This is a genomic window from Mycobacterium sp. E183 (genome assembly GCF_001667735.1).
GTDB lineage: Bacteria > Actinomycetota > Actinomycetes > Mycobacteriales > Mycobacteriaceae > Mycobacterium.
Genome location: NZ_LZJN01000105.1, coordinates 99,123 through 121,232, shown reverse-complemented (window position 1 = coordinate 121,232; position 22,110 = coordinate 99,123). Strand labels below are relative to the sequence as shown.

Below are 22,110 nucleotides of genomic sequence, written 5' to 3'. Positions count from 1 at the left end.
GCTCATGCGGTCAAGAACACCTCCCCGTCGGTGACGTCAACCGGGTAGGTACGGACGCGGCGCGTCGGATCGGCGAGGTTTTGTCCGGTGGTGATGTCGAATTCCCAGTTGTGCCAAGGGCATCGGACAATTTGACCGTCGCGGACACGGCGCAGGCCGCCGGGTTCGTCCGGGGCGAACTCATTGGTGCCACCGATCAGACCCAGGCAAAGCGGGGCGCCCTCGTGCGAGCAGTAATTGACGATCGCGTACAGCTCGCCCCGCACGTTGTACACGCCGACGCCGAACTTGCCGACGTCGACCAGCTTCATCTGGCCGGGCGGCAGGTCGTCCAGTGCGCACACGAATCGTCGCTCCGGCATTTGCATCACCGCCTTCGACGCCACGCAGCATCAATACTGTGCCCGTTACGGTAACCACGACAAGCCCGTTGGGCTTACTTGCTATTTATACTATGATAGCTAAATTCCCAGCGTACCAATCCGCTTACCGGCTGCTCAGGAGGAGCGCTGAATGACGCTCAGCACCGACCCCGCCAACCAGCCCGTCACGCTCGACTTCACCGGTGAAACCAGCCCGTACCCGTTCTTCGAGTACATGAGGCATACGGACCCGGTTTGGCACGGCGCCCTGGCCGACCACTCGCAGATGCCGGAAGAGCTGCGACCGAAAGACGAGTGGGTGCTGTTCGGTTACGACCCCCTGTTTCAGGCCTTCCGCGATGACCGGATCTTCAGCTCCCACAAGTACGACGAGACGATCGGTTTGGTGATGGGCCACACCATCCTGGCGATGGGCGGCAAGGAACACCACGACCACCGCAACCTGGTGGCCAAGGCCTTCCGCGCCACCGCGCTGGAACGCTGGGAACCGTCGGTCATCGGGCCGGTATGCGACCAACTGGTCGACGAAATCAAGAACGACGGCCAGGCGGACCTCGTCAAGGCGGTGACGTTCGAGTTCCCCACCCGGATCATCTCCACGCTCCTCGGCCTGCCCCCTGAGGACCTCGACCTCTTCCGGCGGTTGTCCCTCGACCTCATCTCCATCCCGACCGACATCGTGGCCGGGCTCAACGCCGCAGCGGAGTTGCACGGCTACTTCCTCGATCAGGTCGAGCAGCGGCGGCGCAAACGCACCGATGACATCATCGGGGACCTGGTGGCCGCCGAGATCGACGGCGAGAAGCTTTCCGACGAGGCCATCATCGCGTTCCTGCGGCTGCTGCTGCCTGCCGGGCTGGAGACCACCTACCGCTCGTCGGGCAACCTGCTCTACTTGTTGCTGACCCACCCGGAGCAGCTGGCGCTCGTCTACCGGGACCGATCGCTGATCCCGATGGCGATCGAGGAGGGCCTGCGCTATGAAACCCCGCTGACCATGGTCATGCGGACCACGACCGAAGAGGTCGAGATCGGCGGCAAGACAATCCCGGCCGACGCGCAGATCGACATGTGCATGGGATCGGCCAACCGCGACGAGAGCCGCTGGACCGACCCGAATACCTTCGACATCCGCCGGCCGCGCCAGGCGCACATCGCATTCGCCGGCGGCATCCACATGTGCCTCGGCATGCATCTCGCCCGCCTCGAGACGCAGGTGATGCTGAACAGCCTGTTCGATCGCGTCAAGGATCTGACCTTCGTGGCCGACGACGGGACCGGCCAGGAGTCCAAGATCGTCGGGCTCACCTTCCGCTCCCCCAACAAGCTTCCGGTCACCTTCTCCCCGGTCGCATGAGGAGGCCGCTTGAAAACTAGAGGAGCGCTCCTGCACGACGTCGGCGGGCCGTGGTCGGTCGAGGAATTCGAGCTCGACCCACCCCGGGCCGGCGAAGTGCTGGTCGAGATGGCGGCGGCCGGGCTGTGCCACTCCGACGACCACATCCTCAAAGGCGACATGTCGGCGCCCAACGAGGTGATGCGATCGCTCGGCCTGCCGACGATGTTTCCCACGATCGGCGGCCACGAGGGCTCGGGCATCGTGCGGCAAGTAGGCGAGGGGGTAACGGATTTCGCGCCCGGCGACCACGTGGTGATGTCGTTCGTCGCGGTGTGCGGGCAGTGCCGCTGGTGCGCGACCGGCATGGAGTACATCTGCGACGTCGGCGCTTTCACCCTCACCCCGGGAATGCCCACCGACGGCACCTTCCGTCATCACACCGCCGACGGCCGGCCACTGGGGCATCTGGCGAAGGTCGGGGCATTCGCCGAACACACTGTGGTGTCGACGAATTCGCTGGTGAAAATCGAGCCGACCCTGCCGCTGGCTCCGAGCGCGTTGCTGTCATGCGCCATTCCGACCGGCTATGGTTCGGCCGCCAACCGTGCCGGTGTACGCGGCGGGGACACCGTCGTGGTCATCGGTGCGGGCGGGATCGGGACTGGCGCGATCCAGGGCGCGCGGATCAGCGGCGCCGCTCAGATCGTCGCCGTGGACCCGGTGGAGTTCAAGCAGAAATCGGCGCTGCAGTTCGGGGCCACCCACAGCGCGGCCACGATCGCCGAGGCGCAGGACATGGTGCGGGACTTGACCTACGGCGTCATGGCCGACGCCGTCGTGGTCTCGCCTTCGCTGATCACCGCCGCCGACGTCCGCGACGCGCTGCAGCTCACCCGCAAGGGCGGGACGTGCGTGCTCACCGGAATGACGTCACAGCTCACGCGGTCGGTCAAGATCGACCTGCAGGACTTCATCCTGATGAACAAGACGCTGGCCGGAACGATATTCGGATCGTGCAACCCGAGGGCCGACATCTCCCGCCTCGCCCGGCTCTATCAGACCGGGCAGCTTCAGCTCGACGAAATGATCACCCGCCGCTATCGCCTCGACGAGATCAACGACGCCTACGACGACCTCCGCAACGGCAAGATCATCCGGGGCATCATCGATTACGGAGTCGGGTGAATCACCGCCGGTCCAGATCATCTGCAGGCTCGCGGTGGGTCAGCCGCCTCGGCGGGTGACGTGCCCACCGGATCGATCAGCAGCAGCTCGAGCACTACCGAAGTCGTTCCGCGATTGCGGCCATCGTGCACATGGGCCGGACCACTGAGCTCAATAAACGAGTCGCCCGGCCGGTAGATGCCATCGACGGTGCAGTCGTTGCCGTAGTGGTACAAGGTACCTTGCTTCACCACCGCGATCACGGTGCCCGGATGCCAGTGCCAACCTATGGCACCACCGGGGGCAATCGTGGTATCGCGAACGACGAATGTTCGTCCCTCGGTTGAGGTTTGCGCTATCACTTCGTAGCCGACGCCGGTAGGTGGTCTTGCATCAGATCCGATCAGCGCGCAGGCGAGCCACGCCGCGATGGCAAGTAGCGCCGCTGAGGAGATGAGGTTTCGGACTATCGCTCCGGCAAATTCGTTCCCATGCCGATCTGATCTGCGCCACACGCGTCGCAATCCGCGATACACCCGCACCCTTCTTCCTTGTGACCTAGCGCATATCGCCCATCCGAAAGATCGGTATGGTGATACCGTATCACTGTACCTATTGAAAGGACCACCCGTGGAGAAGTGGGGCGACAAACTTTCTGAACTGCAAGCTGCCGTACAGGGTCCGGTCGAGACGGAGAGGACCTTGGGCTACACGCAGGAAGTGGCGGTCTTCAACACGGCCGTGCAGCATCGCCCCGCCGTCGCGGTGGGTGCGGCCAGTGCCGGCGACGTGTCGACGGCGGTGACGTTCGCGGCGCGCCATGGCCTCAAGATCGCCGTCCTCAATACCGGGCACGGACCATCGCTCGCCGCCGACGGCGACACGCTGATGATCACCACGAGAAGGATGTCCGGCATCGCGATCAACGCCGAGACCCGGTTGGCGCGAGTCGACGCCGGCGTGCGGTTCGGGGCGCTGGTGGAAGCCGCCGCCGAGTACGGACTGGCTCCGCTGCCCGGATCCTCACCCGGCGTCGGCGTCGTCGGCTACACCCTCAGTGGCGGCGCCAGTCTGACGATGGGACGCAAATACGGTTGGGCCGCCGACCATGTCACCCGCATCGACGTGGTGACCGGCGACGGCCAGTTGCGCCGGGTGTCCCCGCACTCCGAAGCCGACCTATTCGGCGCATTGCTGGGCGGCAAGGGCAACTTCGGGGTCGTGACGGCGATGGAGTTCTCCCTCTTTCCCGTGACGACGCTCTACGCGGGATCCATCCTCTACTCGGGCCGTCACGCCCGCCGGGTACTGGACGCCTACCGGGAGCTCACGGCCACAGCGCCCGACGAGCTGTCGACGAGCCTGGCTCTGCTGAATCTGCCTCCCCTGCCCGGCCTTCCGCCCTTCATGCAGGGCCAGCTGACAATCTCACTACGCGTCTCCTTCGCCGGAGACGATGCCGTCGGGGCCCGGCTGATCGATTCGATGCGCCAGGTCGCGCCCGCGCTGGCGGACACCGTACGAAGCATGCCCTACACCGAATTCGCGTCGATCAGCAATGATCCGACGGACCCGGCGGCGGCGGTCGAACACTTCGGCCTGCTCCGGGAGCTGACCGAAGACACCGTCGCCGCGATCGTCGATGTCGTCGGGCCGGACTCCGGCAGCCCCATCAACATCGTTGACATCCGACACCTGCAAGGCGCCTTCGGCAAGCCGGCGCCGTTCCCCAACGCCGTGGGTGCGCGGGACGCAGCCTTTGCCTTCTTCGGTCTGACCGTCGTGCCACCCGGGCACGACGCGGTGCATCACATGCACTGCGGTTCCGAGCTTCTCACCGCGCTGAAGCCGTGGCTGCACGAGCTGGCCAGCCCCAGTTTCCAGGGCCCCAGCGACGCGACCGAGGAACGCGCCCGCAAGGCCTACGAGCCCAGGGTGTACGACAGGCTCAGGGTGGTCAAGACGAAGTACGACCCGCACAACAGGTTTCGCCTCAACCACAACATCCCGCCCCACGGCGCGGGCTGAATGGCGATTGCATTCTGTCGGTATAGCCGTACCATACAGCCATGACTATGCAGCGGCGAACTCGCCGGGCGGGCGGAGCGCGTCGACTCGAGGTGACCGAGACGGTCGCAACCGTCTTGGCCGAACGTGGGTACGAGAACACCCGCTTCGCCGATGTCTCGGCGGCCAGCGGCATGGCCATCAGCACGCTGCAAAACTACTTCGGCTCACGTGAGGACATGCTTATCGAGGCCATCAGGCACGCCACCGAAGTCGAGGCGGTCGCGCTCGAGGCCGTCGCCGAGGCCGAGCGGGATCCGTGGAATCGCCTGGTTACCATGATCGATCGAAACCTCAACACTCCTTTGAGCAATCACCAATTGTTAATTGAGGTCTGGCGTTCCAGCATGCGCGACGCGGAATTGCGTGACTACAGCGAGGAGGGCTGGGCGCGCTACCGCGCACCGTTCGTGAAAGCGGTGACCGAGGGCCGCGACTCGGGGGCCTTCGCGCCCATCGCCAGCCCCGACGATGTCGTCGACCTGTTACTGGTCTGGCTTGCCGGTGCCATGGTTCCCCGGACCTTGCACTTTCGAAACCCGACGGCGGATAAATTTCGGACCGCGCTGCTGCGCCAAGTCACTCTGATGCTGGGGCGGGCCGGGTGAGCGTGCGCAGTCGCTGCACTTGGCCGTAGGCGTCAATCGGACTGTGTAGGGCCAGGCCGCCGTCGGCGTGCACGATTTGTCCTGTCACCCAGGGCAACTCGAGGAGGCCCACGATCGCCCCGGCCACGTCGTCTGCCTCCCCCAGCCGGCCGAGCGCCGTGCGTTCGGACAGTGCCTCCACCCAGCCGGGGAGCTGTTCGGGCTTGGCCAGCATCGGTGTGCGTGTGACGCCCGGCCCGACGGCATTCACCCGGATGCCGTGCACGCCCCATTCCACGGCGGCGACCTTCACCAACATGTCCACCCCGGCCTTCGACACGCAGTAGGCGCCCATGTCCCGGTCGGCGACGGTGCCGCTGATACTGGAAACCGCGACGATCGAGCCGCCCACCCCGGCGTCGACCATCGCTTGCGCCCCGGCACGGATCGTCAGCCAGGTGCCGGTGAGGTTGACGCCCAACACCCGGTTCCATTCCGCGGGCGACTGTTCGAGCAACAGCCCCGAAGCACCGACCCCGGCGCAGGTGACGATCCGGGTGGGCGCGCCATGCTCGCTCACCGATTCTTCCATCGCGGCCGACACGGCGTCGGGATCGCTGACGTCACAGACGATGTCCGCATCGGCGAGATCCCACACGACGACGTCGTGAGCCGCATCGCGCAACCGTCCGGCAACTTCACGCCCGATTCCGGACGCACCGCCCGTGACCAGCGCGGTGCTCATTTCGCCCGCCCGATCAGCTCAACGAGTACCCCGTCCGGCGCTTCGATCACCGCCATCGCGACGGTCCTTCCGTCCGGGGCCACGACATCGATGCGCCGCACGCCGTCGGTGAAGCCCAATGCAGCCAAAGCGGCGAGCGTTTCGTCGACTTCACGCTGCAGTGAGAGCAACATGAACCCGTGCCGTAACGCGGTCGAATCCGGCAGTGCCTCAAGGGCGCCGGCCACCTCCACCAGTTCGACAAACCCGCTGCCCGATGTCTGCGGATCGCCGAGAAACACCGATCGCAGCCGATCGCTCCCGGCCCCGAACAGTTCCGGCCAATCGCCGACGAAGTCGTAATCCATCAACTCGCTCAGTCCCAGGCCTTCGCACCAGAATCGGAGCGACCGTTCGACATCGGAGGTGCAAATCGCCGAATGATGCACACCTAACATGGGCTTCCTCTCGATTGCAGAGCTTGCCCACCATCATGCAACGTCGATTGTTGACGCGGAACGTTTGCCTACATCTTGATCGCCGGGATCAGCCTGGTGAGGTTCCACAGGCGATCTCGCCGTGCGGACAGCGATGAGATTGCCAGCGCGACAGCCGTTATCGCAACCAGCACGGTGATCGCTTGCCAGAGCCGTCCGTCGATGCCGCCGAGGATGAGCTGGCGCAGCCCGTTGACGCCGTAGGTCATCGGGTCGAAGCGGTGCAGGACCTGGAAGGGCCGCGAAGTGGTCTCCACGGGGTACATGCCGCCGGCGCTGACCAGCTGCAGCATCAGCAGGGCCATGATCAGCACCCGTCCCACCGCTGGGCCGACGAGCGCGTTGATCGCCTGCGTGGCGGCCACGAATGCGGCGGAGATGAGGATCATGAACCCCAGCATCGCGACCGGGTGCACGGCACGCATGCCGAGGGCGAACCGGACCACGCAGTAGAGGACGATCGCCTGGAACAGCGCGATCGTGGCCGCGGGCAGATAGCTGGCGAGCACCACCCGGATTTCGAGCACCTCCGCGGCGATCGCGCGACTCTGCAAGGGCCGCAGCACCATCCACAGCACCAATGCGCCGAAGAACAGCGCCAGCGTCAGGAAGAACGGGGCCATGCCGGTGCCGAAGTTGGGTGCGGCGTTCTCGTGCGAGGCTGCGAGCTGCACCGGCCCACCGATGGTGTCTGCGACCGCGTCCTTTTGCTGAGTCGTCCAGTTGGGCAGCTGGTTGGCCCCCTCGCCGAGCTTGCCGGCCAGCTCGGCCGATCCCGCCTTGAGTTGGTGCGCCCCGTCATCGAGCTTGACTATGCCGCTTGCCAACTCGGCGTTGCCGGAGGACAGCTGCTGGGCGCCGTCGCGGAGCTGCGTGAGCTTGTTCGTCAGCTCCTGCCCCTTGTTGCCGACCTGGTCGAGGGCCGAACCCAGCGGGCTGCCGGGCGTGCGCAGGGCGGAGGTCATCGCGATCGCGGCGTTTTGCGCGTCGGTGAGGCGTTGGCGGATCTGCGGCGTGAACTGATGGCCACGCAGTTGATCCTGGATGCTGCGCAGGTTGTTCGCCAAGGGATCCTGGCGCGCGGCGAGCTGATCGATCACCGGCGACAGCGCGTCAGCGGCACCGTCTTGTGCGGTGGCGATGGCGCCGATCTGGTCGTTGGCCTGCTGCAGCGCGGCAGCGCCCTGTTGCAATTGCTGCGTGTCGCCGCCGACCTGTGACAGCGCCCGGGTCACCGCGAGCAGCGGGTCGGTGGCCTGGTTGATTCCGTCGGACAATTGCTGGGCCCCGGCGGCGAGGCGCGCCGAGCCGGACCGGGCCGTGTCGAGGCCGGCGGCCAGCTGCCCGGCCCCGTCGTCGAGTCGAGCGGCGCCCTCGGCGGCCTGCTTGATGCCCGCGCCCGACGTAACCACCACGGACAGCATGTGATTGACGGCCTGGCCGGAGATTCGGCTGGACACCGCGTTGAGCACCTGGCTGATGGCGGTGCGGCCGATGCTGGTGGAGATGTAGTTGTTGGCGTCGTTGTAGACGGCGATCAGGTTGGCCTTCTTGGGTTGCCCCGTCACCGGCGACGCGATCGCCGCGCTGAAGTCCGGTGGCAGCTCGACCATGAAGTAGTACTTGCCGTGGTCGACTCCGTTGCGCGCTTCGGCCAGGTCCACGACGTGCCAGTCCAACCCGCCGTCCGCGGTCAGGCTCTTGGCGATCTCCTCGCCGGCGTTGAACTGCTCGCCGGAGACGACGGCGCCGCGGTCGGAATTGACCAGGGCCACCGGCATTTTGTTGGTGTGGCCGAAGGGATCCCAGAACGCCCACAGGTACAGCGCCCCGTACACCAGCGGCAGCAGCATCAGCACCACGATCGCCACGCGCGTCAAACGGCTGCGACCGAAACGCTTGATCTCCGAGCCGAATGCAAGTCCAGCCAACATCGTCAATCTCCTCCGGTCAGGACGCGGCGATCGTGAAGCTCGTGCTCGGGTGCGTCGGTGCCGAGCGGGTTGGTGACTCCGACAACGACCGTGCGCTGCTGGGCGATCACGCCGAGCCGTTCCACCGCGATCGCTCGCCGGGAGTTGTCGCGCACTTGCTCGAGGTCGCCGACCACCAGAATCGGACGATTCGACAGCAGCGCGAGCGTGATCCGCAGCAAAAACATTTCCAGGTCGGACAATTCGACGATGTAGGTGTCCGAAGACGGCGGGGGCATGTCGCCGAAGACCTCCGTCAGCCCGGCCTGACCGGCTTGCGGCGGCACCAGCGAATACCACGGCGCCAGCCACCGGCGTTGCTCGGCGAGTACGGTCGCCACGGTCACCGACTCTTCGAGTTCATCGATGTCGTCGAAGGCCGCTATCGCGCACCGGCGGCGGATCGCGCGCGGCGTCGTTTCGCCGAGCACGCTCAGCGAGCCGTGACTGGCCTTGAAGCGTCCCGCGATCGTCAACAACAGCGTTGTCTGACCCGGGCCCCCGGGCATCTGAATGGCGTGGAACCCCGGCGTCAGGGCCAGGTCGACCCCCGAGAACAGCGGTCCGTGCTCACCGTCGACCCCCAATCCGGCGGCGGTGATCACCGGTGCGATGTCGTCCGGTTCGTCTTTGGCATCCATGGTGTGACTTTCCCTGATCTCCTTCAAGCCGGAATCGATTCCAGCAGTGCGGTGATCAGTTGCGCGAGCAGATCGGGGTTGATGGTTCCGGGACGCAGCACCTCTTCCATCGCGACGCCCAGGTTGAGGGTGACGACGAGCTGGGCGATGTCGGTCAGCCGCCGGTCGCCCGGCACGGTGTCGGTCGATTCGACGATGTGCAGCGCCTGGTCGACAGCGGCGCGACGCCGCTCGATCAGGCGCCCCCGAAGCTGCGGATCGCGCTGGGCGCGCAGCCAGTACTCGACGAGCAGAACGTAGTAGTCGGAATGGTCGCGGACCGAGTCGAGCACCGACCGGCTCACCTCACGCGCGGCCGCGGCGGTGTCGCCGTCGCTGCGGTCGAGCGCTATCGCGATCTGCTCGCCCCGCAGCTCGAACTCGCGGTCGAGCAGGGCCAGGAACAGCTCGTCCTTCGACTCGAAGTTGGAGTAGACCGCGCCCTTGGTGAAGCCCGCGGCCTGACCGATCGCGTCGATGGTGGCACCGGCGAAACCCTCGGCGGCGAACACCTTCGACGCCGCATCCAGGATCCGGTCGCGAACCTCGCTGCGGGTGGGGCGGGTGCGATGCGGTTTGACGGGCGACATGTGCAGTAGCATACCCGTCAGTATCGGTTAGATACTAATGAGTATCGAAGATCACCCGCGCGCGGAATCGTCAGCCGAGCCTGGCCGCGGTGCGCTCCCACAGCTGGGCGGCCAATCGCGGGTCGTTTGCCAGGCGACTGGTCTTGGCGATCTTGCGCTTGGCGTAGTAGGCGCCGGGCGTCCACTCCGATACGGGCGCGCTCGACGCCAGCCGCACCGCCTGGTCGGCGCCCTGGTCCGGGCTCGAGATGAAGAGCACCGCCGGGGTATACCGCTGCATGAACACGAGAAATCGCGAACCCGAGGCAATGCCGATGTTGGAGTTGACGTTGCCGGGATGCACGGCCGCGACGGAAAGACCGGCGTCATGGTAGCGCCGATGTAATTCCTTGGTGAACAACACGATTGCGAACTTTGAGAACGCGTAGGCAGCGGCGGGGCGGCGGCTGGCGGTGTTCTCCAGGTCGTCGACGGTGGCACGGAAGACCAGCTTGTGCGACGAGCTGGTCGTGTTGACGACCGTGGCGCGGGACTCCAGCAGCACATCCAGCAATCGGGTGGTCAACAGGAACGGCGCCAGGTAGTTGACCTGATAGGTGCGTTCGTAGCCGTCCGACGTCAGCTCGATCTTGCTGGCCATCCTGCCCGCATTGTTGAGCAAAACGTCGATGCGCGGGTACTGCGAACGCAACTTGTCCGCCAGCGCCCGCACCTGGGACAGGTCGGCGTAGTCGACGACGAAGTAGTCCGCGCCCAATTCGGTGGCCACCGCGGCGGTCTTGGTTTGGGAGCGGCCCACCACGACGATCTGGGCGCCGGTGCGACTGAGGCGACGAGCCGCAGCGGCACCGATGCCGTCACTGGCACCCGTGATGACAATCGTCCTGCGCGTCATTGCGAGACCTCCACGCCGGAGTGTAGCGATCACGCGATAAGCGGGGCGCTCATCGACGCGAGGGCCATTCAGCGCTGATGGCTGTCTGCCGCGAATAGAGCTGGGAAAGTCAGGCCAGCGAGTACCGCACCGGCAGGTGCTTCAGGCCGCCCACGAAGGTGGTGGCGACCAACTCCGGATCACCGATCAGCTCAATGGATTTGAGCCTCGGCAGTAGCTCGGTGAAGAAGCTGTTGACCTCCATACGGGCCAGGGCCGCGCCCATGCAGAAGTGCACGCCGTACCCGAAGGCCAGGTGCTTGTTGGGGTCGCGCCCGACATCGAAGCGGAACGGGTCGGTGAACACGTCCTCGTCGCGATTGGCCGACACATAGGACAGCAGCACGGAATCGCCCGCGGCGATCGGCACTCCGCGCACGGCGGTGTCCGCGTTGGCGGTGCGCATGAATTCCTTGACGGGCGTGACCCAGCGGATCATCTCCTCGGTGGCCAATGGCATCAGGTCGAGATTCGCCTGCAGCCGCTCGAGCTGGTCGGTGTTCTCGATGAGTGCTTGCAGCCCACCGGAAATGGTCGCGCTGGTGGTGTCGTGACCGGCGGTGGCCACGATCAGGTAATAGGACACCGTGTCGATGTCCGACAGCGGTTCCCCGTCGACGCGGGCGTTGGCGATCGCGGAGGCGAGATCGTCGGTCGGGTGTTCGCGGCGCGCCTCGGTGACCCCGTTGAAGTACTGGAACATGTCGAACAACGCAGGCAGCTGGTCCTCGTTGGAGCTGCCGCGCTTGAATTCGGAGTCGTCGCTGCCGAACAATTCCTGGGTGAGCTTGAGCATCCGGGGGAAGTCAGCCTCCGGCAGGCCCAGCAGTGACATGATCACGAACAGAGGGTAATTGACCGCCACCTCCTGGACGAAGTCACACTCGGGACCCGCGGCCATCATCTTGTCGACATAGATCTTGGCGAGCTCGTCGACCCGAACCTTCAACGCGCGCATCGCCTTTGGCCGGAACCAGTCGGATCCGATCGCGCGTACCACCCGGTGCTGCGGATCGTCGAGGTGGATCAGCGTGCGCACGCCCGCGGCCGCCTGCATCTCGTCGCCCTCGGCGGTGGTCAGCACCGGGCGCGGCCAGTTGGTGAACAACATGTTCTCGCGCTCGATGTCCATGATGTCGGCGTGCTTGGTGATCGCCCAGAACGGTTTATAGTCCGGCACCTCGACCCACGACACCGGCGCGTTGGCGCGCAGGTGAGCCAGCGCCGCGTGCAGCCGCTCCTCGTCGGTGTACGCCAGTGGATCGGCCAACAACTTCCCGGCGTCGTCCATCGTCGTGGTGCTCACTGGCGAAACTCCTTCATCGCGGCGGTGATACAGGTTTGCGAAGCGGTCATGAAGATCGGCAGGACGCGGTCGACGACACCCTCACAGCGGTCTCGCAGCGCGGCGCCGACCTCGTCGACCTGCCCGACGACCGCGAAGGTCGCCAGCATTTCGTCGTCGATCAGCTTGGCCATCGCGTCCCACTCCCCCTGCTTGGACAGCCGGTTCAACTCGGCGTGCAGGTCGCCCCAGCCGTGCAGCTCGAGAACCTTGCGGTAGGCCGGCGTCGATCCGTAGAAGGCGATCTGCTTGCGCACCGCGGCCGTCGCGGTCTGCAGCTCGGCGTCGCTCTCGCCGGTGGCCACCAGCACCTCGGCCGACAACTCGACGTCGGCGCGCCGGCGGCCGGCCCGCTGCAGGCCGCGTAACAGCGCGGGCGCGGTGACCTCGGTGATGTAGCGCTTGGACACCATCGGGTGGCCCAGGTGTCCGTCGGCGACCTCGCCGCACATCTCGGTCATCACCTCACCGACCGCGGCGACGAACACCTTCGGCGTCGGATAGGGCTGCGCCTCGGGGGTGAACATCGGCGTCATGATCTTGTGGGTGTAGAACTCGCCCTCGAAACGCAGCTTGCCGCCGTCGCGCCAGGCGTCCCAGATCGCGTGCAGCGCCGAGACGAACTCCCGCATGCGCCGGGCCGGGTGGCTCCACGGCATGCTGAACCGCTTTTCGATGTGGGGCTGAATTTGAGTGCCCAGCCCGAGGATGAACCGGCCTTTCGAATACGCCTGCAGATCCCAACCGATGTTGGCGACGATCATCGGGTTGCGGGCGAACGCCACGGCGATGTTGGTCCCGATTTCCAGCCGCTTCGTGTGCTCGGCGGCCAGCAGCAGCGGCAGGAATGGGTCGTGGCTGGTTTCGGGCGTCCATCCGCCGTCGTAGCCCTGCCGTTCCAGGGCGACCGCCGCGTCGGCCGCGCGAGCGAGTTGATTGGGGATGCCCCCGTCGACCTTGAGTCGGGCGGCGTCGGCCATGCGGGTAACTTTACAGTAAGCAATCCAGTATGTGACCCTGCAGATCCGCTCACCAGACGAAACTTGCATGAGGTAGGACAGAGGCATGTCGAAAGCCCAGGACTGGGGAGAAACGCTCGACGATCTCGGGCGGCGCCGTGAGCGTGCGTGGGGCATGGGTGGTCCCGAACGGCTCGACAAGCACCGCGGCAAGGGCAAGCTCGACGCCCGGGCGCGCATCGAGCGCCTCCTCGACCCGGGGACGTTCCGAGAAATCGGGACGCTGGTCGGCGGCGAGATCGCGGCCGACGGCCTGGTCGTCGGCTCCGGGTTGATCAACGGTTCGCCGGTGATGCTGGGCTCGGAGGACTTCACCACCATGGCCGGCAGCATCGGACCGGGCGGCAACTCCAAGCGCTACCGCATCGCCGAACTCGCGCTGCGCGACAAGGTTCCCCTGGTGATGTTGCTGGAAGGCGCCGGCTTCCGACCTGGCGGTGGACATTACGGCCGCGCCCCCACCGACCTGCTCGCACAGGCGCAGTGCTCGGGCCGGGTGCCGACCGTCGCCGCCGTGCTCGGCCCCTCGGCCGGACACGGCGCGCTCGTCGCCCCGGTCTGCGACTTCCGGATCATGAGCGCGCAGGGCGCGATCTTCACCGCCGGCCCGCCGGTCGTCAAAGAGTCCACCGGAGAGGAGATCTCGAAGGAGGATCTCGGCGGGCCCGGCACCGCCGTGCCGAGCGGGGTGATCCACAACGTCGCCGAAGACGACGAGGCCGTGATCGCCGACATTCGGCGGTACCTGTCGTATTTCCCGCCGAGCGCGTGGTCCTACCCGGCGCAGCTACCGCCCGACGAGGCCGGCGAGCAGCGCGCGACGCCCGAACTGCTCGACATCGTCTCGCGCGACAACCGCCGCGTCTACGACATGCGCGCCGTGCTCGACGTGGTCTTCGACCGGCCCGACTGGTTCGAGGTGCAGCCGCGGTACGGCAAGGCGATCATCTGCGCGCTGGCCCATCTCGGTGGCCACCCGGTCGCGGTCGTCGCCAATCAGCCCAACGTGCTCGCGGGCTCCATCGACGCCGACGCGGCGGACAAGGCGGCGCACTTCATCATGGTGGCCGACTCGTTCCACCTGCCCATCGTCTTCCTTGCCGACAACCCCGGCATGCTGCCCGGCAGTCGGTCCGAACGCAGCGGGGTGCTGCGCGCCGGTGCGCGGATGTTCGCCGCGCAGACGGCGGCAACCACGGTCAAGTTGCACGTCACCCTGCGCAAGGCATACGGATTCGGCTCGATGGTCATGTCGCTGCTCGGTTTTGACCACCAGAGCGCGACGTTCGCCTACCCCGGGGCGACCATGGGCGCGATGAGCGCGGCCGCGCTGGGCCGGGCGACCCATGCCGGCGAGGACATCACCGCGAAGCTGCGTGACGCCGAGTTGCAGGCGTCGTATCGCTCGGCCGAACATCTGGGATTCGACGAACTCATCGATCCCCGCGAGACCCGTGATGCCCTACTCGGTGCACTGCTTCGCGGGCTGTCCAGCCGACAGGCCGCGGCGGAGCCGGTCAGCCGGACCGTCATCCTGCCCTGAGGTTCTGTCGCGAGCGTGCGTGTTGGTACGGCGACACGCCGCAATCGGCGTACAACTGCGCACCCTCGCGGAGCTAATCCACCGCCCGGTACGCGCTGACGACAGGCTCGAGCTCCTCCGGCGTGGCGCCGTGCATGATCACCGCGTCGGCCCCGTAGTCGAATTCCTTGCGAACACGGTCCGCGCATTGCCGGGCCGAACCGGTGGCCGACGGCTCCAGCCATTCGTCCGGGATCAGCGTCGCGATGTGCTCGATCTGCTCGGCCGTGGCCTTGTGGTCGATCCCGCCCGCGATCGACGTCACCACGGGGTCTTCCCGGAAGCGTTGCAGCACAGCCGGATCCCACTCGTTCGTCCGCACCATCAGGTCGCCGTAGCCCTGCAGATAGGTGGCCAGACGCGCGACAGTCTTCTTGAGCCGCAGCTCCTCGGGCAGGTGATCACCCACCGTGGCGAAGCACGACCACACCCGCACGCTGTCCGGATCGCGGCCGGCCTTCTCCGCCGCGGACTTGACGGTCTTGACGCAGCGTTGCAGCGTCTCGGGCGTGAAGTAGGTGTGCAGGATGACGTCGTCGAACACCCGGCCCCCGAGGTCGAGGGTGTTGGGCCCGAAAGCCACCAGCGCCAACCGGATGTCCTCGTTGAAGTCAGGGTCGAGGAACAGGATCGGGTACTTGCCCATCGGTCCGTCGTGGTTGAAGATCAGTTCGCCATGCCACAGGCGGCGCATGACCTGGGCCCAGTCCTCCATCTGCGCGGTCGTGACCGCCGGTATGCCGAAGGCCCCATAGATCGCCGCGATGCCCCGGCCGATCCCCAGCGTGAAGCGCCCGCCGGAGAGCCGGTGCATGGTGGTGGCCCACGACCCGGTGATCAGCGGGTGGCGGGTGTTGTGATTGGTTGCCGCGGTGGCGATCTGCATCCGGGTCGTCACGGCGCACGCGGCCCCCGTCAGGGATGACGCCTCTTTGACGTTCCAGCGTTCGGAGATGAACGCGGTGCCGAAGCCGAGCTCCTCGCCGCGGCGGGCCTCGTCGATCAGCGTCGCCGGCCCCTCTCCGCCGGCACCCGCCAGCAGGTAGTAGCCCAACTCATCGAGAGTGCGCTCATTCAACTCCAAACTCCTTGCTGGTAGCCGCAATTCCAGACCTCGGTGATCTTTCCGTCGACGACGCGGAACACCTCGATGCTGGCGACGTTGGTTATGGTGCCGTCCTTGGTAGTCATCGACGAGTCGTAGACGATGGCCACGTGCTGGCCGTCGTCGCCGGCGGCGACGACGTTCAGATCGAAGCGCAACGTGTCGAACATCGCCCAGACGTCCCTCACCCGGCTGACCGCCTGTTCGCGGGTGAGTGTGTGCGCCTCACCCACCCCGTGCCGAATCACCTTGTCGGCGAACAGTTCTTCGGCCAGGGTCAGGTTCTGCTCGTTCCAGACGACCAGGTTGTAGAGCTCGACCACCTCACGTGCCGAGCGCGGAGCCCCCATCAGCCGGCCACCTCGCGCAGGAACCCCTCGGTCACCTTCTGCACCCGCCGGGAGAAGATGTGCCCGACGTGGCTGCCGTCATACCAGTACAGCCGGCCACCCCAGCGCTCCTGCAATTCGACCGTGGGATCGCGCATCGCCATCCGGTCGTGCCACGCGCCGACGATGAGCCGGCGATGCGGCGGCGGTGCCGGATCCACCCGCAACGGGTCGATCACCGAGGTCAGCTTCGCCACCTCCGGAGAGGCCAGCAGGTCGCGGAATTCGTCCCGCGACGACCCCCAGCGCCCCAAGTGCCGCGCGATCATCGCGTTCAGCCCCAGGATCGGCGTATACAGCGCCACCGCGTCGACCTGCCTCTCCAGGTGCGACACCAGCGCCGCGACCGGAGTGCCCATCGAAACACCGGCCACCACAACGGCGCTCGCCTGCGGTTGTGCCCAGCGCACCAGCGCTCGGATCTCCGACACCGAGCGCATCATGCCGGCGACGTTGCCCAGGGGGTCCATGTCGGGGTACGCGGGCCATTCCCGGCGCCGGCAGCCGTGACCGGGCTGCACCGGCAATGCGACGTTGAAACCCAATTGGCGATGTATCCGGCCGATGCGGGTCAACAGCAGGTCTTCCGTGCCACCCTGACCGGCGCCGTGCACCCAGATGAGCCACGGTCTTGGGCCATCAGCGTGCCGGCACAGGTGCACCACCGCCCTGGCCGGCCCGCCCAGGCCTTCGGCCTGCAACGTTGGCGGCAACGCCGGATCGTGCTCGAACGCCAGCCGCTCGTAGGCCAAATTACCGACGCGTCGCCGCCGCACGGAGGTTGCGCGCAGCGGCACCGGTTCCCCGTGCGCACGGTCGATGCCCAGGGCCGACAACTCCTCGGCCGCCGCCGTGCAGCCGGACAGCGGCCGCATCGCCGCCGGGCCGCCGCCGAGTAGTGAAAAGCCGCTCAGCACAAGCTCGTCCAACATGACCTCGCCGAACTGCCGCACGCCTCGCGGCGACACCGGAGCCCAGCCGGTCGATTCGTTCAGGCCGGCCACCGTCCGGGGTAGCAGCATGCCGAGCTCGCGGGTCGCCTCCTTGGCGAGCCCCAGTCCGCGCGTCACCTTCGACATGGCGTGCGGTCGGAGACGCCGGCGCCGATGACGACGACGTCGACCCGGATGTCAGCCGCTTCAGTCACTTCACTCCTTGCCGTGCACGGACCGGACTGCTGAAATCTATACTGTAACGGACTTAGTATCAGGCAATCGGAGGCTGCAGCGTGAAAGTCCCCTTCACCTGGAAGGTCACCGGGTGGTTCATGGTCGGGTGGTCCCCCGAGTTCCCCGTCGGCGAGGTGCGGCCGCTGAAGTACTTCGGTGAGGACCTGGTCGCCTACCGCGACGAATCCGGCGAGCTGCATGTCCTCGAAGGGCACTGCAAACACCTCGGCGCCCACATCGGCCACGGCGGCAAGGTGCTCGGCGACTGCGTCGAGTGTCCCTTCCACGGCTGGCGCTGGGGTCCGGACGGCACCAACCGGTACATCCCCTACCAACCGGACCGCCCAAACCGCGCCCTGCGGCTGCGGGTGTACCCGGTGTGCGAGCAACACGACTGCGTGTTCATCTGGCACCAGCCCGACGGCAAGGAGCCGCAGTGGGAGATGCCGGACATCTTCGGAAAATTTCCGCAGTTCGAGACCGACCCGGCGGCCTACTACCGCGCGTATCCGGAGTTCTCCCGGCGCACCGAGCGCGAACCGGTGCATCCGCAGATCGTCGCGGAGAACGCCCCCGACAGCGCCCATTTCGAATACGTGCACCACGCCACGGTGACCCCGAGGGTGCTGGACTGGAAGATCGTGGATCACGAGTGGCAGTTCGTGGCCGGGTGGCCCGACGCGCGCAGCGACGACCCCGACGACCTGGCGCTGCGGTTCCACAGCCACCTGTTCGGCCTGGGCGGGGCGATCAGCGTCTTCGAGGGGGCGCAGAACCATCGGCTGATCTTCACCTGCACGCCGGTCGACGACGAGTGTTCGGACCTGTTCTACTCGATCTGGTGGCCACGGGTCCCCGGCGACACCGCCGACGTACCGCAGGGCAAGCTGCGCGACATCATCAAAAAGCAGTTCCTGTCCACCGTGTTCGACGATCTGCAGATCTGGCGCTACCAGAAGTACGTGGAGAACCCGGCGTTGTCCAAGGCCGACGCGAAAGGGTATATGGCACTGCGGAAATGGGCCAGACAGTTCTACGAAGTGCCGGCATGACACCGAAACTCGCCGACATCGCGGCGCCCGCGCGCACCGCGATCGTCACGCAGGAGTGCCAGGGGGCGGTCATCGGCCCCGACGCCGGTTTGGCGATGCTGGCGCAGGAGGCACGCCGGGTCGCGCTGCCCAATATCGTCCGGCTGCTGCCGGCGGCCCGGGCGGCCGGGGTACGCGTCGTGCACTGCCTGGTGCAACGACGCCCCGACGGGCTGGGCTCCAACCACAACGCCAAGATTTTCGCCATGGGGCACGGCCAGGTCGACATCGCCCCGGGCACCCCGGGGGCGGCCGTGTTACCCGAATTAGGGCCGGAGCCAAGCGATCTGGTGCTCAGCCGCTGGCACGGCGTCGGGCCGATGGGCGGCACCGACCTGGACGCGATCCTGCGGAATCTCGGGGTGTCGACCATCGTCGTCGTCGGGGTGTCGCTGAACATCGCCATCCCCAACGTCGTGATGGACGCGGTCAATGCCGCCTATCGCGTCATCGTTCCCCGGGACGCCGTTGCCGGCATACCCACCGAATACGGAGAGGCCATCATCGCCAACACACTGTCGCTGCTCGCGACCATCACCACCACCGACGAGTTGCTCAGCGTGTGGACGCGGCGATGACCGACACCGCACCCGGGGTTCGCGGCGGATTCCCCGACATCAAGCCGGCCGAACACGCGCCCCCCGGGCTGGGCCGATTCGTCGCCGCGACGCGCCGCCTGCAGGATCTGACCCTCGCCAGCAACCCGGACGCCGCGGCATGGACCGCCGCGGCCCGGCTCGTCGAAGACGCCTGCGCCCTGCTGGACGGCCACCAGGTGCCCGAAGGCATGGCGCCGGCGGGCCGCGTCATCGAACTCCCCGGCCTCGGCCACCCGCTCTTGCCACCCTGGACGATCTCAGAATCCGGTCCGGATGGCGTCACGATGGCGGGCCACTTCACCCGCGCGCATGTCGGCGGAAACAACGCCGTGCACGGCGGCATGATCCCGCTGTTCTACGACTGGCTGTTCGGGATGGTGGTCTCCACCGCCGGCACTCCCCCCACCCGGACCGCGTACCTGCATGTCGACTACCGAAACATCACGCCGATCGACGAGCCGCTGAGCGCCCACGGCAGCATCACCGACATCGAGGGCAGGAAGATCTTCATCTCCGCTACGATGACGGCCGCTGATGGCACGCTGCTCACCGAGGCCAACGGCCTGATGGTCCGCCTCCTCCCCCACCAGCCATGAGAGGCCTGATGTCCGACACAGCAACACAATTCACCGTCCCCGCCGTCGCGGCGGCCGTTGCGGCCGCGATTCCCGACCGGGAGCTGCTGATTCAGGGTGAACGGCGGTACAGCTATTCACAGGTGATCGAGCGGTCCCACCGCCTCGCCGCTTACCTGCATTCCCGCGGGCTCGGGTGCCACACCGAACGCGCCGGCCTGCCGGGCCACGAGACCGGCCAGGACCTCCTCGGCATCTACGCCTACAACGGAAACGAATTCGTCGAGGCGTTGCTGGGCTCCTTCCAGGCCAGAGTCGCCCCGTTCAACGTCAACTTCCGATACGTCAAGAGCGAGCTGCAGTATCTGTTGGCGGATTCGGGGGCGACCGCGCTGATCTACCATGCCGCGTTCGCGCCACGGGTGGCCGAAATCCTGCCGGACCTCCCGCAGCTGCGGGTTCTGATTCAGATCGCCGACGACTCCGGCAACGACTTGATTTACGGCGCAGTGGATTACGAGAGCGCCCTCGCGTCCTGCGCACCCGAACCGCCACCGGTGCAGAATTCACCGGACGACCTCTACGTCCTGTACACCGGCGGGACGACGGGAATGCCCAAGGGCGTGCTGTGGCGCCAGCACGACATCTTCATGACCTCTTTCGGCGGCCGCAACCTGATGACCGGCGAGCCGTTCGGGTCCGTCGAGGAGATCGCGGCCGGCGTGCTGGCGGGCCCCGGCACCAAGTTGATGATCCTGCCCCCGCTGATGCACGGCGCGGCCCAGTGGAGCGTGATGACGGCCATCACCACCGGGCAGTCTGTCGTCTTCCCCTCGGTCGTCGATCGTCTCGACGCCGACGAGGTGGTCCGCACCATCGAGCGCGAGCGCGTGAGCGTGGTGACGGTGGTCGGTGACGCGATGGCCCGCCCGTTGGTCGCCGCCATCGAGAAGGGGATCGCCGACGTGTCGTCGCTGGCCGTGGTGGCCAATGGGGGCGCGTTGCTCACCCCGTTCGTCAAGCAACGGTTGATCGAAGTCCTGCCGAACGCCATCGTGGTCGACGGTGTCGGGTCCTCCGAAACCGGCGCGCAGATGCACCACATGTCCACTTCCGGGGCGGTGTCTACGGGCACTTTCAACGCCGGACCGGACACGTTCGTGGCGGCCGAGGATTTGGCCACCATCCTGGCGCCCGGCCACGACGGCATGGGCTGGCTGGCGCAACGCGGTTACGTCCCACTGGGCTACAAGGGCGATGCCGCCAAGACCGCCAAGACATTTCCGGTCATCGACGGAGTGCGATACGCGATTCCCGGCGACCGGGCCCGTCACCAAGCCGATGGCAAGATCGAGCTGCTGGGCCGCGATTCGGTGACGATCAACTCCGGCGGTGAGAAGATCTTCGTCGAGGAGGTCGAGACCGCGATCGCGTCGCACCCCGCGGTGGCCGACGTGGTCGTCGCCGGACGGCCCAGCGAGCGGTGGGGGCAGGAGGTCGTCGCCGTCGTCGCGCTGGCCGAGGGCGCTCATGCGGACGCCGAGGAGTTGGTCGCCCACGCCGGGCAATCGCTGGCCCGCTACAAGCTGCCCAAGGCGATCGTGTTCCGGGCGGCAATCGAGCGCAGCCCGTCGGGCAAGGCGGATTACCGGTGGGCGCGCGAGCAGGCGGTGAACGGCTGACAGCGAAGGTCGACCGCCGCTTGGCGCCGTCCGTCGCGGTCTCCACCGCAAATGCGTTGACAATGACCTGATTTGATCGCTGATTGTCTCGAATTCGTCCCGGGCGGAGCGATTGTTGAACCGCTCCGGAGGTCTACGCTCGACTGCATGACCGGCCCCGACGGTTTTCATCCCGACTTCACCCCCAATGCCCAGCAGCATGTACCGCGCAATCGCGTCCGCCACGTCAAGTCAACCGAACTTGATGGCACCACAGCGCAGACGGACGGCATGCAGCGCTTCGCCGCGTTGAGTGGATCCACGGTGGGTAGCGAGAAGCTGTGGATGGGAGAAACCTTGGCGTCGCCGGGCAGCGCCTCGGCCAACCACCACCACGGTGATTCCGAGACGATGATCTACGTCCGCAGCGGCCATCCGGAGTTTGTGTTCTTCGACGGGGAGCGCGAGGTTCGGGTCCGGACCGATCCCGGCGATTACGTCTTCGTACCCCCACATCTGCCCCACCGTGAGGAGAACCCCGATCCAAACACGCCGGCGGAGTTGGTCATTGCCCGCAGCAGCCAGGAGGCGATCGTCGTCAATCTGCCGGCGCTGTATGCGCTGTAGCGGTCTCCAC

Annotated in this window: 23 protein-coding genes; 10 read left to right on the top strand and 13 right to left on the bottom strand. The window is 66.6% G+C overall.

Features of this window, described 5'->3' with window-relative positions; translation table 11 throughout:
• Nucleotides 1–2: 2 nt before the first annotated feature.
• Nucleotides 3–362, bottom strand: a complete 360-nt coding sequence (locus A5691_RS10870; RefSeq protein WP_082950250.1) for a Rieske (2Fe-2S) protein — start codon at nucleotides 360–362, stop codon at nucleotides 3–5.
• Between the two features lie 151 nt (nucleotides 363–513).
• Here A5691_RS10870 and A5691_RS10865 point away from each other — a divergent pair, with 151 nt between their 5' ends.
• Both A5691_RS10865 and A5691_RS10860 read left to right on the top strand, forming a co-directional pair.
• A complete protein-coding gene (locus A5691_RS10865; protein ID WP_067760478.1) occupies nucleotides 514–1,740 on the top strand; it encodes a cytochrome P450 in 1,227 nt (408 codons plus the stop codon).
• A gap of 9 nt (nucleotides 1,741–1,749) precedes the next feature.
• Nucleotides 1,750–2,907, top strand: coding sequence for a Zn-dependent alcohol dehydrogenase (locus tag A5691_RS10860; protein ID WP_067760476.1), 1,158 nt, complete (start codon nucleotides 1,750–1,752; stop codon nucleotides 2,905–2,907).
• 17 nt (nucleotides 2,908–2,924) lie between these two features.
• Here A5691_RS10860 and A5691_RS10855 read toward each other — a convergent pair whose 3' ends face one another.
• Nucleotides 2,925–3,428: a cupin domain-containing protein gene (locus A5691_RS10855; RefSeq protein ID WP_197694448.1), complete on the bottom strand. Its 504-nt coding sequence runs from the start codon at nucleotides 3,426–3,428 to the stop codon at nucleotides 2,925–2,927.
• Between the two features lie 160 nt (nucleotides 3,429–3,588).
• Between A5691_RS10855 and A5691_RS10850 the strand changes: the two genes are divergently transcribed.
• On the top strand, nucleotides 3,589–4,914 hold the full coding sequence (locus A5691_RS10850) for an FAD-binding oxidoreductase (RefSeq protein ID WP_197694449.1): 1,326 nt from the start codon (nucleotides 3,589–3,591) through the stop codon (nucleotides 4,912–4,914).
• Nucleotides 4,915–5,006: 92 nt separating this feature from the next.
• Nucleotides 5,007–5,561 carry a TetR/AcrR family transcriptional regulator gene (locus tag A5691_RS10845; RefSeq protein ID WP_068018334.1) on the top strand — a complete coding sequence of 185 codons (555 nt, stop codon included), beginning with the start codon at nucleotides 5,007–5,009 and terminating at the stop codon, nucleotides 5,559–5,561.
• Here the strand turns inward: A5691_RS10845 and A5691_RS10840 are convergent.
• The 8 genes from A5691_RS10840 to A5691_RS10805 all read right to left on the bottom strand — a co-directional run bounded on the left by A5691_RS10840 (nucleotide 5,533) and on the right by A5691_RS10805 (nucleotide 13,263).
• Complete coding sequence (locus A5691_RS10840) at nucleotides 5,533–6,285, bottom strand: SDR family NAD(P)-dependent oxidoreductase (RefSeq protein WP_068018336.1); 753 nt, start codon at nucleotides 6,283–6,285, stop codon at nucleotides 5,533–5,535. The genes A5691_RS10845 and A5691_RS10840 overlap by 29 nt on opposite strands.
• Nucleotides 6,282–6,722 carry a VOC family protein gene (locus A5691_RS10835; RefSeq protein ID WP_082950243.1) on the bottom strand — a complete coding sequence of 147 codons (441 nt, stop codon included), beginning with the start codon at nucleotides 6,720–6,722 and terminating at the stop codon, nucleotides 6,282–6,284. Before A5691_RS10835 ends, A5691_RS10840 begins: the two co-directional genes overlap by 4 nt.
• 68 nt (nucleotides 6,723–6,790) lie before the next feature.
• Nucleotides 6,791–8,695, bottom strand: coding sequence for a YhgE/Pip domain-containing protein (locus A5691_RS10830; protein WP_067760470.1), 1,905 nt, complete (start codon nucleotides 8,693–8,695; stop codon nucleotides 6,791–6,793).
• A gap of 2 nt (nucleotides 8,696–8,697) precedes the next feature.
• Entirely contained in the window at nucleotides 8,698–9,375 is a 678-nt protein-coding gene (locus tag A5691_RS10825; protein WP_068018340.1) for a hypothetical protein, read from the bottom strand.
• A 23-nt stretch (nucleotides 9,376–9,398) separates the two neighbouring features.
• Nucleotides 9,399–10,016 (bottom strand): TetR/AcrR family transcriptional regulator, encoded by a 618-nt coding sequence (locus A5691_RS10820; protein ID WP_068018343.1) that lies wholly within the window; start codon nucleotides 10,014–10,016, stop codon nucleotides 9,399–9,401.
• Between the two features lie 58 nt (nucleotides 10,017–10,074).
• Entirely contained in the window at nucleotides 10,075–10,899 is an 825-nt protein-coding gene (locus A5691_RS10815; protein ID WP_068018345.1) for an SDR family NAD(P)-dependent oxidoreductase, read from the bottom strand.
• Between the two features lie 109 nt (nucleotides 10,900–11,008).
• Nucleotides 11,009–12,229, bottom strand: coding sequence for a cytochrome P450 (locus tag A5691_RS10810; RefSeq protein WP_068018462.1), 1,221 nt, complete (start codon nucleotides 12,227–12,229; stop codon nucleotides 11,009–11,011).
• 11 nt (nucleotides 12,230–12,240) lie between these two features.
• Nucleotides 12,241–13,263, bottom strand: coding sequence for an LLM class F420-dependent oxidoreductase (locus A5691_RS10805; protein ID WP_068018347.1), 1,023 nt, complete (start codon nucleotides 13,261–13,263; stop codon nucleotides 12,241–12,243).
• An 85-nt stretch (nucleotides 13,264–13,348) separates the two neighbouring features.
• On the opposite strand from A5691_RS10805, the gene A5691_RS10800 reads away from it, so the two are divergent.
• Nucleotides 13,349–14,845: an acyl-CoA carboxylase subunit beta gene (locus A5691_RS10800; RefSeq protein ID WP_068018356.1), complete on the top strand. Its 1,497-nt coding sequence runs from the start codon at nucleotides 13,349–13,351 to the stop codon at nucleotides 14,843–14,845.
• 73 nt (nucleotides 14,846–14,918) lie between these two features.
• Here A5691_RS10800 and A5691_RS10795 read toward each other — a convergent pair whose 3' ends face one another.
• The 3 genes from A5691_RS10795 to A5691_RS10785 are packed head-to-tail and all read right to left on the bottom strand — an operon-like array spanning nucleotide 14,919 to nucleotide 17,457.
• Nucleotides 14,919–15,962: a TIGR03857 family LLM class F420-dependent oxidoreductase gene (locus A5691_RS10795; protein WP_067760458.1), complete on the bottom strand. Its 1,044-nt coding sequence runs from the start codon at nucleotides 15,960–15,962 to the stop codon at nucleotides 14,919–14,921.
• Nucleotides 15,959–16,339, bottom strand: coding sequence for a nuclear transport factor 2 family protein (locus A5691_RS10790; protein ID WP_067760456.1), 381 nt, complete (start codon nucleotides 16,337–16,339; stop codon nucleotides 15,959–15,961). Before A5691_RS10790 ends, A5691_RS10795 begins: the two co-directional genes overlap by 4 nt.
• Nucleotides 16,339–17,457: a PHB depolymerase family esterase gene (locus tag A5691_RS10785; protein ID WP_067760454.1), complete on the bottom strand. Its 1,119-nt coding sequence runs from the start codon at nucleotides 17,455–17,457 to the stop codon at nucleotides 16,339–16,341. Before A5691_RS10785 ends, A5691_RS10790 begins: the two co-directional genes overlap by 1 nt.
• A 149-nt stretch (nucleotides 17,458–17,606) precedes the next feature.
• Here A5691_RS10785 and A5691_RS10780 point away from each other — a divergent pair, with 149 nt between their 5' ends.
• The 5 genes from A5691_RS10780 to A5691_RS10760 all read left to right on the top strand — a co-directional run bounded on the left by A5691_RS10780 (nucleotide 17,607) and on the right by A5691_RS10760 (nucleotide 22,100).
• Nucleotides 17,607–18,599 carry a Rieske 2Fe-2S domain-containing protein gene (locus A5691_RS10780; RefSeq protein ID WP_067760452.1) on the top strand — a complete coding sequence of 331 codons (993 nt, stop codon included), beginning with the start codon at nucleotides 17,607–17,609 and terminating at the stop codon, nucleotides 18,597–18,599.
• Nucleotides 18,596–19,216 (top strand): cysteine hydrolase, encoded by a 621-nt coding sequence (locus A5691_RS10775; protein WP_067760450.1) that lies wholly within the window; start codon nucleotides 18,596–18,598, stop codon nucleotides 19,214–19,216. Before A5691_RS10780 ends, A5691_RS10775 begins: the two co-directional genes overlap by 4 nt.
• Nucleotides 19,213–19,833 (top strand): PaaI family thioesterase, encoded by a 621-nt coding sequence (locus tag A5691_RS10770; RefSeq protein WP_067760586.1) that lies wholly within the window; start codon nucleotides 19,213–19,215, stop codon nucleotides 19,831–19,833. Before A5691_RS10775 ends, A5691_RS10770 begins: the two co-directional genes overlap by 4 nt.
• 8 nt (nucleotides 19,834–19,841) lie before the next feature.
• Nucleotides 19,842–21,494, top strand: coding sequence for an acyl-CoA synthetase (locus A5691_RS10765; RefSeq protein ID WP_067760448.1), 1,653 nt, complete (start codon nucleotides 19,842–19,844; stop codon nucleotides 21,492–21,494).
• Between the two features lie 147 nt (nucleotides 21,495–21,641).
• Nucleotides 21,642–22,100 (top strand): cupin domain-containing protein, encoded by a 459-nt coding sequence (locus tag A5691_RS10760; protein WP_067760446.1) that lies wholly within the window; start codon nucleotides 21,642–21,644, stop codon nucleotides 22,098–22,100.
• Nucleotides 22,101–22,110 lie beyond the last annotated feature (10 nt).